We start from the raw sequence: 14,321 nt of genomic DNA, 5'->3' as shown, positions 1-14,321 counted from the left end.
TTGCCTTTTGAATGGTATTTGTAACCTATCGGGAGCGAAACCAGCGGTGCAATCCGGTGGCACGCGTCCGTTCGGACTGCTCCATCAAGTCGCACAGGCATCTGCCGAGCAGCGTGACCGACTGGCAGCAGCCGGGCCGGGGCAGGTTGCGCGCCCTGACGATGAGGGTGGCCCGCTCGATCAGCCGCTCCAGGCTCGGTTCGCCCCCGCCCTTGAGCGAGCGGGTGTGCCAGGGACACGACGCGACGTCCTCACAGGCGGTCTTGGCGATGATCGGCGACGGGGCGCCGTCCAGCCGCAGCCGATCGACCCGCTTGACCCTCAGGTCGGCGAGTGTTCTGGCGGCGGCCCTGGTGGCGCCCGCGAGGTGATCGCGGTGACCACGCCCGCGACGCAGGGCGGCGGACCTGCCCGGCAGCGCGAGCAACATCGCCCCGGCCATCAACCCGCCCCCGACGACCATGCTCACGCCCATCGCCTCGTCGAACCAGATCACCGCGATCGCGGCCACCCAGACGGGTTGCGACGACATGAGGATCGCGCTGGGCACGGCGGGCACGTGCGCCTGGCCGTACGAGCGGGCCAGGAAACCCAGCGCGCACGAGACCACCGACAGGTGCGCCAGCACCGACCAGTCGTGCAGGCCGGCCGGCAGCACGATGCCGTCGCGCACGGCGTAGCCGCCGGTGAGCAGCCCGATGGTGAACAGCTGGATCACGGTCAGCGCGTACGCGTGGAAGCCCACCCCCCGGTTGGACAGCTGCGCGAGCAGGAGCGTGTGGCCGGAGTAGAGGGCGGCGGCGGCCAGCGTGACGCCGAGCGCGAGCACCGAGACCTCGTGCTCCTCCATCTCCTGCAGCAGCGTGAACACCGTCATGCCGGCCAGCGCGAGCACGACCCCGGCCCAGATGCGCCGCGGCACCTTCGTCTTGTGCAGGAGGAGCGCCAGGATCGGCGTGATCACCACGCCGCAGCCCACGGCGAACCCGGACACCGCCGACGGCAGCCCGTGCAGGGCGACCGCCTGCCCGACCTGCCCGACCCCGAACATGACCCCGAGGATGATTCCGTAGACCCACGTCACCCGTGGAAGACCCCCGAGGCAGCCTGGCCTGATGGCGAGCAGCGTCAGCGCCGCGAGGACGTAACGCTCAGCGAGCAGATCCTCGACCGGTATACGACCGATGAGATCCTTCATCAGCGGGAAGGCCGACCCCCAGGCGGCGCTGACGAACAACAGAAGCACAGCTCCCAAGAGGGGGCGGGGAGCGGGCAAGACTGCCATGCCCAGAAGCATCTCATTACAATTCGCATCCGTAGCTGTACAGTCAGCAGCCGGTGATAGTCCTCTACAACTCGGTGTTAAGAGCCTCACCCGCGGGTTCGTACATCCTTATCCGCGACAGCGGGAGCCGGTCGTTGCTGACAGATTCGCCAGGCTGATCATCCGCGATCGTCCGCTTCACGAGACTGCCGCTCGTCACTCTGCGTGACGAGGGGGGAGGTGGGAAGGTCACACCGGAAGTGTGGGGAGTGCGGGGAATGGTCACCCGAGGAGGGGTACGGCCCCGGAGGGGGTGGGTGGGGCCGCCGGACGAGCGGAGGTGCTAGCGGTCGAGGGGCACGCCCGGGGTCAGCAGTTTCTCGACGTTGACCACGACGAGCGCGCCCACCTTGTGCCGGGAGAGCTCGCGCCACCCCTGGCGCGCGTAGAGCGCCAGAGCGGCCTCCTGGTTGAGCGTGGTGTCGCCTCTGACGCGCTCGAAGCCGAGCTCCACGGCCCGCTGCTGCAGGGTGACGAGCATGGCCTCGCCGAAGCCACGCCGCTGGACATCGGGATGGACACGCAGCCGGCAGATCTCGGCCGTGTACGTGTCGACGGGTTTCAGCCCGCCCATGGCCACCACCCGGGAGTCGATCTCGCCGACGAGGAAGTCGCCGCCGCAGGCCAGATAGATCTCCTGGATGCGGGGGAAGTCGTCGTCGTAGTAGACGCCGTCACCGGGCACCAGGCCCACCTGCGCCAGGCAGATCTGGTGGAGGGTGAGGACGGTGTCGAGATCGGACCATCGATAGCGCCGGATCTTCAGTTTCATGCGCCCCCTTTCAGCTGGGCCCGTGCTCGCCGCAACTCGGCGCGGTAGCCCTCGAGCCCTGGGGCGTCGGCGTCACGGGACGCGATCGCCTGCTCGAGCGCCAGCGCCGGCCGCACGATGAAGTCGGTGAGATATTCGTCGCCCACCAGGCGCAGCGCCTGGGTGCCGATCGCCAGCGCCTCATGGACGTCGCCGTCGATCAGCCGGCACTGAGCCTGGTCGAGCCTGATCAGCGTCTGGTCGAGGATGTGGTCCTGGTATTTGGTGAGCGCCTGGCCGAGCACCACCTCCGCCTCGATCGTCTGACCGAGCTTGGTGAGCACGTCGCCCTGGTAGAAGTAGAGCTGCTTCTCGGTGTAGCCGAAGGCTACGTCCTCCTGGACATCGCTCTTCAGGTGCGAGAAAGCGCTGCGCGCCCTCGACAGCGCGCGTTTGGCCTGGTCGACGACCTCTTTCTTGCTGTCGCCCCCTGACATCATGGCCAGTGCCCTGGCCTCGACGACCGGTGCCATGGCCTGCGCGGCGCACGGCATCGAGCCGGCCAGGTCGCGGCTCTTCTTGGCGAGGTGGAGCGCCTCGCGCGCGTCGCCGAAATAGAGGGGAACGAGCGACTCGCGAGCGGTGATCCAGGCGCGCAACGCGCGGTCACCGGTCTCGTCGGCCGCGGTGCGCCCGGTGCGGAAGAACGAGCGGGCCAGACGGTGGTCGCCGAGGTTGATCATGATCATGCCGCTCAGCCCGGACAGCTGGGCGGCCATCCTGCACAATCGTTCCTGCAGGTCGATGGGCTGGCGGCGGGACATCGCCGTACGGACCGCGCTCAACTCGAGCAGCACGTCGCACAGCAGTCTCAGGGGGCCCGTGGTCGTGTACTGGCGGCCGAAGCTGAGCGTCGCCTCTTCCCACTGGTCGAGCATGGCGGCGGACACCGTGGCCGAGACGAGGGTTTCGTCCATGCGCCGCCTGATGCCCTCGCACGCTCCGAGCACGACCCCGTCGAGGGCTGTGTTGAGGTTCGTGTCGGTGTGGAGCAGGTTTAACATCGTGCGCCGGAGGATGTTCTCGTCCTCCTGCGCCTCCGGCTCGGTGACCATGGGCTGGATGTTGAGCTCACGTTCCGTGGGCAGCAGCGGCGGCGGATCCTTGGACTCCGAGCCGCCGAGTGCCCCCGCCGGCCGGTGCGCGTGGCCGTGACCGCAGATGCAGGGCCCGTCGTAGCCGAGGGCGGCCGGCTCGACGCGGTAGACGGTGCACAAGTAGTGGAGATATTCGGGCCCCGGGCGTTTCAGCCCGCTCTCGTACGCCGAGAGCAGGGTCTCGCCGATGCCCGGCGTCGGTTTGGAGTCGCGCTCGAACAGGGCCCTGACCTGCTCGATGACATCGGCCAAGGCGATCCCGTAGGACAACCGGTGCGCCTTGATGCGGGTCGTGCTGAACTGCGAAGCGCAAGCCTCGTGGATCTCATCCGCGATCTGGGCCGAGGTGCGCCCGGCGGCCAGGCCCTTGGCCCTGATCCGCCGGGCGATCTCCGTTTCCCTGTGCTGTCTGCCGGACATCCCGGCCCCTTCCAAACACGTCTCGACCGGTCCGCAACTGGTGACTCAGCGTAGCTCTCGGATCGCTGTCCGCCTACCCCATGACTATGAACCAGGGGCTGCGGGTTTGAAAACGCCTTCAGCCGACCCACGGTTAAGGATCGTCCACCCCGGGACTGTTTCTTCCATCCTTTGGGAGAAGAGCAACTCCCTGTAGCCGCACAAGCTCGTTGCGTTCGCCGTTGACATGAGACATGTTTGGCCCACCAGCGGCGATTGCTAGGGAGGACCAACGGTGGGGGACGACGACTTCGAGCACTTGGAGCGACTCGTGTCCGAACTGGGCGCTCACGGGTTGCTCGCACGAGTGGTCCAGAGCCAGAGCGGTCGCAGGTTCGTACGGGTCATCAACCCGAACGCGACCAGCCTGACCGAGAACGTCACTTGCAGGCCGGCCACTGTGTCCGATATGCCGGATTGGTGGTATTGCTGGTCATGGGGCGAACGGATGCACACGGCCGACGACCCGGCCGGTGCCGCGACGAAAGTCGCCCGCGTGCTGGCCGCCGTGGCGGAATGATCGACGTGGTGGGCCGGGTGGAGCGCAGCCACCGCGGCGCGCCGCATCCACGGCGGCATCACAGGGCCGGCGGAGTGACCGGTGCGGAGGGTCCCGCACCTGTGGGGTCCTGGTCACTCCGCCGGTTCTGGCCTCACATCTGACTGCGGCCGGTACGGCCCGCACGCCGTACCCGCGAAGCCACCCTCCCGGTCCGCCGGGCGGGTGTTGGGGGGATCCCTCCCGGAACCGGTACGGGACATGCTTCCGGGTGCCTGTCCCTTGCCGAGCCGTCCGTCATCGGAGCGTCGCTCTCTCCCTCCGCGGCCCAGAGAGCCGACGACCCCGTCTTCCCCGGCGTGATGTGACGGCGGGCGGTTCGGTCGGCGGTATTTTGGATCGCAACGGTCCAAAAGCCCGACCGAACCGCTTCTGGAGGGGGATCCACCTTTGTTACTGCTGGTGACACCGTCGCCGCCGCCCGCCTCGCCGTCGAGCGTGCTACCGGCCCCGGAGAAGGTCGTCCAGGACGTGACAGGGGTCTGTACGAAGGACCCCGTTTGCTCTAGCCTCGTCGGGATGTTCGACAACGCGGTCTGGGCACCTATCGTGGCCAGCGCGATCGTCATCATGCTGATCGTCGTGCTGGCGTTCGTCCTCCGCAAGATCGCGCATCAGATGATCACGCGGCTGGTCCACCGCACCGCCGCGAAGAGTTCGATCGCCCGCCGGTTCCGCAAGGGCGCCGCCACCGACAGCATCGACGCGCTGCTCCGCGAACGCAGGAAGCAACGGGCCGAGACCATGGGCTCGGTGCTCAAGCACGTCGCCTCGATCGTCATCCTGGGCACCGCGGTGCTGACCGTGCTCGACCGGCTGACGATCCCGATCGCCCCCCTGCTGACCAGCGTCGGCATCCTCGGCGTGGCCATCGGCTTCGGCGCGCAGGAGCTGGTGAAAGACTTCATCGCCGGCATGTTCATGCTGCTCGAGGACCAGTACGGCGTGGGCGACGTGGTCGACGTGGGGGCCGCGGTCGGCACCGTCGAGACCGTCACCCTGCGCGTCACCCGGCTGCGCGACGCCGACGGGCGCGTCTGGTATGTCCGCAACGGCACGATCACCAGGGTCGGCAACGAATCGCAGGGCTGGTCGCGGGCCTACGTCGACGTGCCCGTGGCCTACGACGCCGACATCGTCAGCGTGCGCGTGCTGCTCGAGCACCTGGCCGAGGAGGTCTGGGCCGACCCCGAGCTGCGCGAGAGCAAGATCGTGGAGCAGCCGCAGGTGTTCGGCGTGGAGCAGCTGTCCGACAGCTCGGTGGTGTTCCGCATCACCGCGAAGACGCTGCCCAACGAGCAGGCCGAGGTGGCCAGGGAGATGCGCATCAGGGTCAAGACGGCCCTCGACGACGCGGGCATCACCATGGTCGCGGTGTGAGCGCGATGCACCACCACACGAGGCACACCCTAGGCTGGTGAGCGTGACTGAGACCTCCTTCTACGACGCCGTCGGGGGCGAAGAGACCTTCCGGCGCCTCGTTCAGCGCTTCTACGAGGGGGTCGCGGACGACCCGGTGCTGCGGCCGCTCTATCCCGAGCCCGACCTGACGGGGGCGGAAGATCGGCTGCGGGGCTTCCTGATCCAATACTGGGGCGGCCCCAAGACCTACAGCGAGCAGCGCGGTCACCCCCGCCTGCGCATGCGCCACATGCCGTTCGTGATCGGCGAGACCGAGCGCGACGCCTGGCTGCGGCACATGCGCGACGCGGTCGACTCGCTCGACCTGCCGGAGGAGCTGGAGACCCGGCTCTGGGACTATCTGGTCTACGCGGCCCACAGCCTGGTGAACTCACCCACGTAACGGGGCATGACACGCCACATGGATATCCCCTGGTGGCGTGATGCCGTCGTCTACGAGATCTACGTTCGCAGCTTCGCCGACGCCTCGGGTGACGGCGTCGGCGATCTGGCCGGAGTGCGCGAGCGCCTGCCGTACCTGCGCGATCTGGGGGTGGACGCCCTCTGGCTGACGCCGTTCTACCCCTCGCCCATGGCCGACGGCGGCTATGACGTCGCCGACTACCGCGGCGTCGACCCGCTGTTCGGCACGCTGTCCGACTTCGACGCGCTGGTCGCCGGCGCGCACGACCACGGGCTGCGGGTGGTCGTGGACATCGTGCCCAACCACAGCTCCTCCGCCCATCCCTGGTTCCAGGCGGCGCTGCGCGGCGAGGGCCGCGAGCGCTACCTCTTCCGCGACCGGACCAACAACTGGCAGTCCACCTTCGGCGGGCCCGCCTGGACGCAGGTCGAGGACGGCCGGCACTACCTGCACCTGTTCGCGCCGGAGCAGCCCGACTTCAACTGGCGCAACCCCGAGGTGCACAGGGAGTTCCTCGACATCCTGCGGTTCTGGCTGGACCGCGGGGTCGACGGGTTCCGCATCGACGTGGCGATGGGGCTCTACAAGGCGGAAGGGCTGCCCGACGTCGGCGACCAGTCGTTCAAGGGAACCTCCCCGATATGGGGCCGGCCCGAGGTGCACGACGTCTACCGCGACTGGCGCAAGGTGCTGGACGGCTATCCGGGCGAGCGCATGGCCGTCGGCGAGGTGTGGACCGACAGCTCCGAGGACCTCGCACTCTACGTGCGGCCCGACGAGCTGCACCAGAGCTTCAACTTCGCCTGGTTGCAGGCGCCCTGGTCGGCGGCGGCGTTCCGGAAGGTGATCGACGACACGCTGTCCGCCGTCCCGTTCGCGACGTGGGTGCTGTCCAACCACGACGTCGTACGCCACCGCACCCGCTACGCGCCCGACGACCCCGTCACCGGGCTGCAGCGGGCGAAGGCGGCGCTGCTCACGATGCTGGCGCTGCCCGGCTCGGCCTACCTCTACCAGGGCGAGGAGCTGGGACTGCCCGAGGTGAGCGACCTGCCCGACGCGGCCAGGCAGGACCCGATCTTCTTCCAGTCGAAGGGCGAGCTGCCCGGGCGTGACGGGTGCCGGGTGCCGATCCCGTGGACGGTCGATCCGCCCTCCCACGGGTTCGCGCCCGGCGGAGTGCGGCCGTGGTTGCCGCAGCCGGTCACGTTCGCGGAGCTGAGCGTCGAGAAGCAGGCAGGGGACGCCGGATCCACGCTCGAGTTCTACCGCCGGGCCCTGGCCTGCCGCCGTGACCTGGCGCGATCCATTCCTTATACGTTGGAGTGGCTGGAATCTCCCGAAGGAGTGCTTTTCTTCACCCGCGGGCCGCTGATCTGCGCGCTCAACTGCGGCACCCGGCCGGTGCACCTGCCGAAGCACGACGCGGTGCTGCTGGCGAGCGGGCCGCTGAGGGGCGACCTGCTGCCGCCCGACACGGCCGTGTGGCTGCGCCGCACGTCATAACCGCTCGCCGTCCTCGCCGCGAAAAGGGATGACGGGCAGTGAGAGCAGCGCGCCTCCCAGCCCCGCGGCGAAGGCGGCCCAATAGCCGACGTTCGTGATCAGCACGCCGGCCATCGGCGTGACGACGAAGGAGACGGCGTTCTGGACGGTGTTGTGGGTGCCGAGCACCCGGCCCGCCCACCCTGGCCCGGCGAGCTCGCCCGCCGTCAGGTAGGCGAGCCCGTTGCCTGCCACGGTCATCACCGCGGCCACCGCGAGCGCGGCGGGCCCGAGCCAGGCGCCCGAGAGCGTAGCGGTCACCAGCAGCGCCATCACGCCCAGATTGCAGACCGTGATCAGGAGCAGGGGCCGCATGCGCAGGCCGACCCTGTCGGACCAGCGACCGGCCGCGATGCGCACCCCGGCCCCGGCGATCGCCGCCACGCCGAACAACTGTCCGGCCGCCACCTCGTCCCAGCCGTACAGGCGTACGAGGCAGGTCACGCCGTACGTGCTGACCACGATCTGCGGCAGCACGTGCAGGGCACTGGTGGCGTGCACCCGCCACAACGCCCGCTGCCGGTACGGCGAGCCCTGCGGCGCCGCGCCTGACCCGGAGATCGCGCGCGGCGGCTCGGCCAGGAAGATCGCGGCCAGCACGGCGGCCAGCAGGCTCGTGCCGGCGCACACGAACAGCACGCCGGCCAGGCCGTGCGCCCGCGCGATGGGCGGCAGCACGAACGCTCCGGCGGCCATGCCGAGGGTGAAGGAGACCTGGCGCAGTCCCATGGCGAGACCGCGCTCCGGCGGCTCGAACCAGCGCAGCACGATGCGCCCGCCGCCGACCATCGCGGCCGAGCCCCCGGCCCCGGCCAGGACCAGGAGCCCGATCACCGCCCAGATCTGGTCGGCGAACGCGACGGCGCCGAACAACACGGCGGCCAGGCCCACGCCCGTACCCAGGATCACCCGCTCACCGTGCCGGTCGGCCAGCGCGCCCCAGGCCACGAGCGCCAGCAGGACGCCCAGGGAGGGCGCGTTCACCATGATCCCCGCCACGGCCAGCGGAACGCCGAAATGCCGCTCTATCTCAGGAATGACGAGGGGAAGGCCGAACAGCCCCAGCGTGACGCTCGCGTGGGCGTTGACCCCCAGCGCCAGCATCAGCCAGCGTTTCATGCGGAGAAACGTTTGAGGTACGCCAGTTCGCTCTCCGAGAGCCTGCGCGGGGCGGCCCGCTCGACGTCGTACGCCGCGAGCTCGGACGTGGCGGTGACGTAGACCGCGTCGTCGTCGCGGATCTCGTACGCGAGGGTGAAGCGCACCGGCCTGATCTCCGTCACCCACGTCTCGACGCTCACCGGCTCCGCGCGGAAGCCGAGCGGGCGGCGGTAGTCGATCTCGTGCCGGGTGACCACCAGGCCCTTGAACGGCTCGTCACCCGCGTTGTGCGGATCGATGTGGAACATGCCGAAACGGGCGTCCTCCAGGTAGTCGAGAAAGCGCACGTTGTTCACGTGCCCCTGGGAGTCGACGTCGGCGAATCTCACCGCTCGGGGGTAGAGGTGGCGCTGGGCCGGAGTGCGTTCAACCACGCCAGTCACCGTACCTGCCCCGGTCAGGAGGATCTGCGGCGGGCCAGGCAGGCGAGCACGGTCAGCACCGAGACGGTGGCCATGGCGGCGAGCGCCCAGCGGTAGCCGGTCACGAGTTGCTCGACCGCGCCGCCGTGCAGGTGGGAGAGGGTGCCCGCGAACACCTGCTCGTGCAGCGCGGCGGGCAGCGGCGCGGTGATGATCGACAGGACCAGGCCGGTACCGACCACGTTCCCCGTGTTCTGCAGCATGAGCCGCATGGCGTTGACGATGCCGAGCCGCGCCGAGGGCAGGCCGTCCAGGATGGCGGTGGTGTTGGAGGGCATGAACACGCCCGAGCCGAGCCCGATCAGCACCAGCCCCGCCGCCACCGCCGCGTACGGCATGGTCGAGGACATCACCACCAGCATGACCACCAGCCCGCAGGTGGTCGCCGATGCTCCGGCCACGGCCAGGGTGCGGGCGCTCATCAGGCGCTGCAGGAAGCCGGAGGCCACCGACGCGGTCATCGCCGCGACGGCCAGCGGCAGCACCTTCAGCCCCGCCTGCACGGGATCGTCACCACGCACCGCCTGGAAGTAGAGGGCGACGAGGAACACCATGCCCATGCGCGCGACGGCGTTGAGGAACGACGCGAGCGTGCCGAAGGAGAAGGCCCGGTCGCGGAACAGGCCCAGGTCAACAACCGGATGCGCCGCCCGCCGCTCCCTGACCAGGAACAACGGCAGCCCCACGGCGAAGCACGCGAGCCCGGCCAGCACCACGGGGTGTCCCCAGCCGAGCCGGGTGAACTCCGACAGCGCCAGCAGCAGCCCGCCCAGGGTGACCAGCACGAGCACGCTGCCGGGCAGGTCGAGCCCCCGGTCGCGGCGGTCGGGGACGGTCCTGCGCAGCACGAGCGCGCCCCAGACCAGGCAGATCACCCCGATCGGCACGTTGAACCAGAACACCCAGCGCCAGCCGAGGCCGTCGGCCAGCACCCCGCCCAGCGTCGGCCCGATCAGCCCGGCGATCGAGAACGAGGCCACGTAGACCCCCATGCCCTCCCCCAGCCGCTCGCGCGGGAACGCGTCGCTGACCAGGGCGGCGCTGTTGGTGAGCAGCATGGCCGCCCCCGCCGCCTGGACCACCCGCATGGCCACGATCACCCACGCGTTCGGCGCCAGGCCCGCCAGCAGCGCGGCCACCGTGTACGTCGCCAGCCCGAGCAGGTACAGCCGGCGCCGGCCGAACAGATCCGCAAGCCGCCCGAATACCACCATGAGCACGGTCGTGGTCAACTGGAAGCCGAGGAGGATCCAGCCCGCGGCCGTCGCGTCGGCGCCGGTGTGCCTGGCGATCTCGGGCAGGGCGACGTTCATAGCGCTGCCGCCGAGACCGGTCAGCACGCTCGCCAGGCTCACGACCGACAACGTCCGCCACGCGTGGCCTAAGGGGGTCGCAGCCGGCAAGGGCCTATCCTTTCTAGATTTAGATACTAGAATATTATTCGAATCGTCAGCAGGTCGAGGAGCGAGGTTTCGGATGGGCGGGATCGTCGAAGGCCGCGTGGTGATCGTCACAGGTGCGGCCAGGGGCATCGGGCGCGGGCACGCGCTCGAGTTCGCCAGGCAAGGGGCGAAGGTGGTGGTCAACGACCTGGGCGCCGCGGTCGACGGCACCGGCTCGTCCGGAGCGGCCGCCGAGGTGGTGGCGGAGATCGAGGCCATGGGCGGCCAGGCCGTCGTCAACGGCGAGGACGTCTCCGACTTCGACGGCGCCGAGCGGCTGATCCGCTCGGCCGTCGACCACTTCGGCGGCCTCGACGTGCTGGTCAACAACGCGGGCATCCTGCGGGACCGTATGCTCGTCAACATGACGGCCGAGGAATGGGACGCGGTGATCAGGGTGCACCTCCGGGGCACCTTCGCGCCGCTGCGCCATGCCGCCGCCTATTGGAGGGCCAAGGCGAAGTCGGGCGAACACGTGGATGCCCGGATCATCAACACCACCTCGTCCTCCGGCATCTACGGTAACCCGGGGCAGGGCAACTACGGCGCCGCCAAGGCCGGCATCGCGGGCCTCACCGTCATCGCGGCCAAGGAGCTGGAGCGCTACGGCGTGACCGTGAACGCCGTGGCCCCCGCCGCGCTGACCCGCATGACCGAGAACCTCATGCCCGCCGGCGCCCCGGGCGCCGACCCCGACGACATCGCGCCCCTGGTGGTCTGGCTGTCCAGCGCCGAGGCCCGCGGCGTCACCGGCCGGGTGTTCAACGTGCGCGGAGGCGCGATCAGCGTCGCCGAGGGCTGGCACGCCGGGCCGGGCGTCGACAAGGGCTCCCGGTGGGACCCGGCCGAGCTGGGCGGCGTCATCCCCGCCCTGGTCGACAAGGCCGCGCCCAACGCGATGACCAATGGCCGCATCCCCGGACGGGAGGACTGACATGCCGCTCGACCACTCCATCGTCGGTGTCGAGGGCCCGGCCCACGAGCGCACCTGGACCGCCAAGGACACCATGCTGTACGCGCTCGGCGTCGGCGCGGGCACCTCGGAGCTGGAGTTCACCACGGAGAAGGGGCAGCGGGTTCTGCCGACGTTCGCGGTGCTGGCCGCGCAGTCTTTCGGGCAGTCTTTCGGGCGGCGGCTGGGCGACTTCGACCCGGCCCTGCTGGTCCACGCCGAGCAGGGCTTCGAGCTGCACAGGGAGCTGCCTCCCGAGGGCGGCGTGCGGACGACCTCGAAGGTGACCGGCATCTACGACAAGGGCTCGGGCGCGCTGGTGACCTCCGAGGCGCGGGCCGTCGACCTCGGCACGGGCGAGCCGGTCATCTCCAGCCGCAGCGCGGTGTTCATCAGGGGCGAGGGCGGGTTCGGCGGCGACCGGGGGCCGCGTGAAGCGTGGGCCGCGCCGGACCGCGCGCCCGACCACAAGGTGACCTACCCGACGCTGCCGGAGCAGGCGCTGATCTACCGCCTGTCCGGTGACCACAACCCGCTGCACAGCGACCCCGAGTTCGCCGCCAGGGCGGGCTTCGACCGGCCGATCCTGCACGGGCTCTGCACGTACGGCGTGACGGGCCGGGCGCTGCTGCACGCCGTGGCCGGATCGGACCCCGGCCGTTTCCAGGCCATGTCGGGACGCTTCACCAGCCCGGTCTTCCCCGGGGAGTCGCTCACGGTGTCGATCTGGGTGGACGGCGAGGACGTGCACTTCAGGACCGCCAAGGACGACGGCACCGTGGTGATCGACCGAGGCCGCGCCACGATCAGTCGCCGGTGATGTCCTTGAGGGGATCGAGGCGGCGGATCAGCTTCATCGCCGCCTCGATGACCTCCCTGGCCTCCTCCTCCGTGTCCGAGGTGGCGACCTCACGGGCGGCCTCGCCGATGATGCTGGTCAGCACCGCCACGGTGAACCGGGCGAGCGCGTCGCCGCCGGCCCCGAGCAGGACGGCGTTCTGGCGTACCCACTCCCTGCCTCGGGTGCGGCGCAGCAGCTCGAACCCCGGCGGCCCGTCGCCGTCGATGAACAGCCTGACCAGGTCGCGCCGCTCCCACGCCCCGTCGAGATAGGCGCGGGCGCCGGCGATGAGCAGCTCGACCGGGTCGTCGACGCCGGACTTCCTGGCCTTGGCCACGCTGGCGGCCGACGCCTGCTCGTGCGCCGCCTGATGGTCTTCGTAGAGGGCCAGGAAGAGCTCGGTCTTGCCGCCGAAGTGGTGGTAGAGGCTGCCGACGCTGGACCCGGCGCGGGAGACCACCTCGGCGACGTTGGACTCGGCGAAGCCGTGCTCGCTGAAGACCTCGCGAGCCGCCCGCAGCATGCTTTTGCGGGTCTGGGCCGTACGGCTCCACTCCCACGAGGACTTGCGTGCCATGCCGGCCATCCTACCGCGCCTAATTCTAGAATTCCGTTCTTGACACGAGACCTCATCGGCTAGAACCTCTTCCTAGATAAATATTCTAGAAATTTCCGGGAGGCGGCCGTGGACTTCTCGCTCACCACCGAGGAACGCCAGATCCGCGACACCGTACGGTCCTTCGTGGAGAAGGAGGTCATGCCGCTGGAGCCCGAGGTCCTGCGCAACGAGCGCGAGGGCCGGCCTGCGCTGGACGCGGACGCCCTTCGCGACCTACGGACCAAGGCCAGGAAGTCGGGCTTCTGGGGCATCAACACCCCCGAGGAGTACGGCGGCGCCGCCCTGGGCCCGATCATGTCCGCGATCATCGCCATGGAGCTCGGCAGGACGTTCGTGCCGTTCTCGTTCGGCGGCAGCGCCGACAACATCCTCTACGCGGGCACCGAGGAGCAGAAACGCCGCTACCTGCTCCCCACCATCGAGGGCGAGCGCCGTTCCTGCTTCGCGATCACCGAGCCGGGCGCGGGCTCCGACGCCCGCAACATCCGCACCCGCGCCGTCAGGGACGGCGCCGAGTGGATCCTCAACGGCGAGAAGACCTTCATCACGGGCGGCAACGAGGCCGACTTCGTCATGGTGTTCGCCGTGGCCGAGCCGTACGGGGTGACGTGCTTCCTGGTGGACCGGGACATGGGCTGGCGCTCCGAGCCGATCCCCACCATGGGACAGTGGGGCCCGGCCTCGCTGGTGTTCGAGGACGTACGGGTGCCGGAGGAGAACATCCTGGGCGAGCCGGGCAGAGGCTTCGAGCTGGCCATGGAGTGGATCGGGCAGGGACGCTACATGATCCCGGCCCGGGCCATCGGCTCCGCCGAGCGCATGGTGCAGATGGCCGTCGACTACGCCAAGATCCGCAGGTCCATGGGGCGGGCGATCGCGGAGTACCAGGCCATCCAGTGGATGATCGCCGACTCCCAGGTCGAGATCGAGGCGGCGAAGTGGCTGACGCTGTACGCGGCGTGGCGGGTGCGGGAAGGGCTGGACGCGCGGCACGCCTCGTCGATCGCCAAGCTCAACGGGGCCGTGATGGCGAACCAGGTGGTCGACCGGGTGCTGCAGATCCACGGGGGCATGGGGTACACGAAGGAGCTGCCGATAGAACGGTGGTACCGCGAGCTGCGGCTGCTGCGCATCTTCGAGGGAACCGACGAGATCCAGCGGCGCACGATCGCGCGCAACCTGATCAAGGGACACGCGAGGCTCGGCCTGATCGGGGAGTGATCGCGGCGCCCGAGCGCGCGGTTTGGCCCGCATGTGCATGCAC

General features: G+C 69.7%; 13 protein-coding genes and 1 pseudogene. 7 read left to right on the top strand and 7 right to left on the bottom strand.

From position 1 onward, the window contains the following. Positions 1-25: 25 nt before the first annotated feature. From ACTWPV_RS42560 to ACTWPV_RS42550, 3 genes are all read right to left on the bottom strand, one after another. Positions 26-1,246 carry a DMT family transporter gene (locus tag ACTWPV_RS42560; RefSeq protein WP_443156136.1) on the bottom strand — a complete coding sequence of 407 codons (1,221 nt, stop codon included), beginning with the start codon at positions 1,244-1,246 and terminating at the stop codon, positions 26-28. 361 nt (positions 1,247-1,607) lie between these two features. Continuing rightward, positions 1,608-2,096: a GNAT family N-acetyltransferase gene (locus ACTWPV_RS42555; RefSeq protein WP_443156135.1), complete on the bottom strand. Its 489-nt coding sequence runs from the start codon at positions 2,094-2,096 to the stop codon at positions 1,608-1,610. Beyond that, positions 2,093-3,652, bottom strand: a complete 1,560-nt coding sequence (locus tag ACTWPV_RS42550) for an XRE family transcriptional regulator (protein WP_443156134.1) — start codon at positions 3,650-3,652, stop codon at positions 2,093-2,095. Before ACTWPV_RS42550 ends, ACTWPV_RS42555 begins: the two co-directional genes overlap by 4 nt. A 274-nt stretch (positions 3,653-3,926) precedes the next feature. On the opposite strand from ACTWPV_RS42550, the gene ACTWPV_RS42545 reads away from it, so the two are divergent. The 4 genes and pseudogenes from ACTWPV_RS42545 to ACTWPV_RS42530 all read left to right on the top strand — a co-directional run bounded on the left by ACTWPV_RS42545 (position 3,927) and on the right by ACTWPV_RS42530 (position 7,581). Continuing rightward, positions 3,927-4,211 (top strand): hypothetical protein, encoded by a 285-nt coding sequence (locus ACTWPV_RS42545; protein WP_347649037.1) that lies wholly within the window; start codon positions 3,927-3,929, stop codon positions 4,209-4,211. 558 nt (positions 4,212-4,769) lie between these two features. Then, positions 4,770-5,630 (top strand): mechanosensitive ion channel family protein, encoded by an 861-nt coding sequence (locus ACTWPV_RS42540; RefSeq protein ID WP_443156133.1) that lies wholly within the window; start codon positions 4,770-4,772, stop codon positions 5,628-5,630. Positions 5,631-5,673: 43 nt separating this feature from the next. Then, a pseudogene (locus tag ACTWPV_RS42535) lies at positions 5,674-6,048 on the top strand (globin); the annotation flags it as partial. Positions 6,049-6,072: 24 nt separating this feature from the next. Then, positions 6,073-7,581, top strand: coding sequence for a glycoside hydrolase family 13 protein (locus tag ACTWPV_RS42530; RefSeq protein WP_443156132.1), 1,509 nt, complete (start codon positions 6,073-6,075; stop codon positions 7,579-7,581). Here ACTWPV_RS42530 and ACTWPV_RS42525 read toward each other — a convergent pair. The 3 genes from ACTWPV_RS42525 to ACTWPV_RS42515 are packed head-to-tail and all read right to left on the bottom strand — an operon-like array spanning position 7,576 to position 10,558. Then, complete coding sequence (locus ACTWPV_RS42525) at positions 7,576-8,739, bottom strand: MFS transporter (RefSeq protein WP_443156131.1); 1,164 nt, start codon at positions 8,737-8,739, stop codon at positions 7,576-7,578. The genes ACTWPV_RS42530 and ACTWPV_RS42525 overlap by 6 nt on opposite strands. After that, the gene (locus ACTWPV_RS42520; protein ID WP_347649041.1) at positions 8,736-9,155 is read right to left on the bottom strand and encodes an acyl-CoA thioesterase; all 420 of its coding nucleotides are present in this window, start codon (positions 9,153-9,155) and stop codon (positions 8,736-8,738) included. The genes ACTWPV_RS42525 and ACTWPV_RS42520 overlap by 4 nt, the downstream gene beginning before the upstream one ends. Positions 9,156-9,178: 23 nt before the next feature. Then, the gene (locus ACTWPV_RS42515) at positions 9,179-10,558 is read right to left on the bottom strand and encodes an MFS transporter (protein WP_443156130.1); all 1,380 of its coding nucleotides are present in this window, start codon (positions 10,556-10,558) and stop codon (positions 9,179-9,181) included. Positions 10,559-10,679: 121 nt separating this feature from the next. On the opposite strand from ACTWPV_RS42515, the gene ACTWPV_RS42510 reads away from it, so the two are divergent. Next, a complete protein-coding gene (locus ACTWPV_RS42510; protein ID WP_443156129.1) occupies positions 10,680-11,579 on the top strand; it encodes an SDR family oxidoreductase in 900 nt (299 codons plus the stop codon). Between the two features lies 1 nt (position 11,580). Continuing rightward, positions 11,581-12,417, top strand: a complete 837-nt coding sequence (locus ACTWPV_RS42505) for a MaoC/PaaZ C-terminal domain-containing protein (RefSeq protein ID WP_443156128.1) — start codon at positions 11,581-11,583, stop codon at positions 12,415-12,417. Here the strand turns inward: ACTWPV_RS42505 and ACTWPV_RS42500 are convergent. Then, entirely contained in the window at positions 12,404-13,015 is a 612-nt protein-coding gene (locus ACTWPV_RS42500; RefSeq protein WP_347649045.1) for a TetR/AcrR family transcriptional regulator, read from the bottom strand. The genes ACTWPV_RS42505 and ACTWPV_RS42500 overlap by 14 nt on opposite strands. Before the next feature lie 108 nt (positions 13,016-13,123). Here ACTWPV_RS42500 and ACTWPV_RS42495 point away from each other — a divergent pair, with 108 nt between their 5' ends. After that, positions 13,124-14,278, top strand: coding sequence for an acyl-CoA dehydrogenase family protein (locus ACTWPV_RS42495; protein ID WP_443156127.1), 1,155 nt, complete (start codon positions 13,124-13,126; stop codon positions 14,276-14,278). Positions 14,279-14,321 lie beyond the last annotated feature (43 nt).

This window comes from Nonomuraea sp. KM88 (assembly GCF_052245635.1).
GTDB lineage: Bacteria > Actinomycetota > Actinomycetes > Streptosporangiales > Streptosporangiaceae > Nonomuraea.
The sequence above is the reverse complement of the archived record's forward strand: the minus strand, read 5'-3'. Positions and strand labels throughout refer to the sequence as shown.